General features: G+C 35.5%; 4 protein-coding genes and 1 riboswitch. All 4 genes read left to right on the top strand.

Annotated features, from left to right (window positions below; translation table 11 throughout):
• Positions 1-178: riboswitch (molybdenum cofactor riboswitch) on the top strand. This riboswitch is flagged as partial in the annotation.
• A 137-nt stretch (positions 179-315) separates the two neighbouring features.
• Complete coding sequence (locus tag FJ213_13295; protein ID MBM4177127.1) at positions 316-714, top strand: GxxExxY protein; 399 nt, start codon at positions 316-318, stop codon at positions 712-714.
• Between the two features lie 143 nt (positions 715-857).
• Complete coding sequence (locus tag FJ213_13300) at positions 858-1,172, top strand: carboxymuconolactone decarboxylase family protein (protein MBM4177128.1); 315 nt, start codon at positions 858-860, stop codon at positions 1,170-1,172.
• Positions 1,172-1,696 carry a chromate transporter gene (locus tag FJ213_13305; protein ID MBM4177129.1) on the top strand — a complete coding sequence of 175 codons (525 nt, stop codon included), beginning with the start codon at positions 1,172-1,174 and terminating at the stop codon, positions 1,694-1,696. The genes FJ213_13300 and FJ213_13305 overlap by 1 nt, the downstream gene beginning before the upstream one ends.
• A gap of 88 nt (positions 1,697-1,784) precedes the next feature.
• On the top strand, positions 1,785-2,671 hold an 887-nt coding region (gene moaA, locus FJ213_13310; GenBank protein MBM4177130.1), incomplete at its 3' end, for a GTP 3',8-cyclase MoaA.

Here is a 2,671-nt window from a genome sequence, read left to right on the forward strand (position 1 = left end):
ATCTCCGAGTTTTTTGACCTAACGCAGCGATGCTATGGTTAAATAACCGATGAGTCTCAGGACTCTCCCGATGAAAATCGGGATAGGGTAAAGTTGGAAACGATTTTACCTCCCGGCTTGTCTGCCGCAGGCAGACTTGTCCTAACTGGACGTGGAAAGGAGAATAAAGTTTATTCATTATTAAACCCTGTTCCACAAAGGACAGGGTTTTTTGTTTCGTTGTGATCAGTTACATAAGTGTGATCTTTGCGATGAATTTTTCAATAGAACACAGATGACACAGATTGTACAGATAAACACAGATTGGAGATCGATATGACTGAATATTTACTTAAAGAATTAACAGAAAAAATAATAAAGTGTTTTTATAAGGTTTACAACACTTTAGGTTTTGGATTCCTTGAAAAAGTTTATGAGAATAGCCTCTCAATTGAATTGAAAAAAATTGGATTAAAGGTTGAAGCTCAAAAAGCTATTAAAGTGCATTACGAAGGAACCCTTGTTGGAGATTATTACGCTGACTTAGTTGTTGAGGATTTAATAATACTCGAATTAAAAGCTGCAGATGCTTTAGTTGAAGAAAATGAATTACAATTAATCAATTATCTAAAAGCAACCGATAAAGAAGTCGGCTTGTTACTTAATTTTGGAAAGAGGCCAGAAATTCGACGAAAAATATTTACTAATGATAAAAAGAAAATAAAATCAGTGTAAATCTTGTCAGATCAGCGCTTGTCCCGACTCGTCGGGGTTATCTGTGTGCTATCAATTTTCATAGAACACTGATGACACAGATCAGACAGATGATCGCAGATAAAACAATCCTAATTTACTTGATAGAAGAAAGGAGTTAGAGAATGTCACAAATACCAAAGCGTTATAAAAAGTTTATGGAAGATTATCCACAAGTTGGAAAAGCTTATGAAGAATTGGGAGATACAGTTCATAATGCCGGACCGCTTGATGAAAAAACGCGTGCATTGATCAAGCTTGCAATTTCAACCGGTGCGAGATTGGAAGGTGCTGTACATTCACACGCAAGAAAGGCACTGAAGGTTGGAGTAACTAAAGAAGAAATGCGGCACGTTGCATTACTTTCACTGCCAACTATTGGCTTACCCTCGATGATGGCTGCCTTAAGCTGGATTGATGATATCGTTGGAGAAGAATAATGTTAAGTAATTTATTTGAACTTTTAATTTCATTTATAAAGGTTGGCTCATTTTCTTTCGGCGGTGCATACTCTCTTATTCCTTTGATTGAAAGAGAAGTCGTGAAAAACCATGAATGGTTATCCAACGATGAGTTTTTAAAAATTCTAGGTATGGTTGAAGTTTTTCCCGGTGCAATTTCAATTAAGTTTGCGACCTATACGGGTTACAAAGTTGCTGGAGTTCTCGGTGCGGTAATAGCGAATCTCGGAAACATGCTGATGCCCGCCACTATTATTATGATAGCGGCATATTTCCATGCTCAGTATGAAAAAAATGAATATGTAGTCAAAGCTTTCAACGGGATAAAATTCGCAATTGTTGGAATGATAGCCGCGATAATGTATCAATATGCAGTTAAAAATTTTGTTGATCTGAAGACTTTATCTTTTTTAATTCTTGGAGCTGTATTGATTCTGGCTTTCAATCTTCATCCGGCTTATGTGGTAATAATTGCTGGGTTACTCGCTGTTGTTCTATTGTAAAATTAGGAATATAGAATCATAAAGATTCCATCTCTTCCAGATGCGAAACAATCGTTAAGAGATGGAATCTTTTTAACACATAAAGAAAATGAAACTAATAGACCGCTTTAATAGAGTTCATGATTATCTGAGGATTTCACTGACAGATAAATGCAACCTGAACTGCATTTATTGCAATCCGAAAAACTTGCAGCGGACTCTTATAAATCAAACTGAACTTTTAAGTAATGAAGAACTTCTTAGATTAGTTAAAATTTTTCTGCAGAGTTTTGAAGTAAGAAAAATCCGATTTACAGGCGGTGAACCACTTGCGAGGAAAGACTTTCTTCAATTATTTGAAGAAGTCGGTCGATTGAAAAAAGATTATGACTTTGAAATTGGCTTAACTACGAACGGAACATTGCTTAAGGAAAATCTTGAGGCATTGAAAAAGTTCTGGTTCAATAAGCTCAATATAAGTCTTGATTCGTTGGACCCTAACAAGTTCACCGCAATTACCGGAAGTGATTCTCTTCATTCTGTCTTGCGCTCAATTGATAAAGCCCTTTCACTGAAATTCGCTCCTCTTAAATTAAATGCTGTTATCATCAGAAATATTAATGACGATGAAATATTAGACTTTATCGAATTTATTAAAGATAAGGATATGAACATTCGCTTCATTGAATTTATGCCGTTTACAAATAATGCCTGGAGCAAGGATGGATTTATCTCATCTTCTGAGATACGAAATATAATTGAGCAGAAATATCAACTAAAAACTTTGGATGAGAAACTAAGCTTGGTTTCAAAGGATTATGAATTGATCGGTTACAAAGGAAAAATAAGCTTCATAAGTTCCATCTCCGATCATTTCTGTGACAGCTGTAACCGATTGAGAATTACAGCCAAAGGGAAAATGAAACTCTGCTTGTTTTCAAATGGAGAGAACGAAATCGATTTCCGCAGAATATTTAGAGAAGAAAAACTTAGTCA

Source organism: Ignavibacteria bacterium, from assembly GCA_016873845.1.
GTDB lineage: Bacteria > Bacteroidota > Ignavibacteria > Ch128b > Ch128b > JAHJVF01.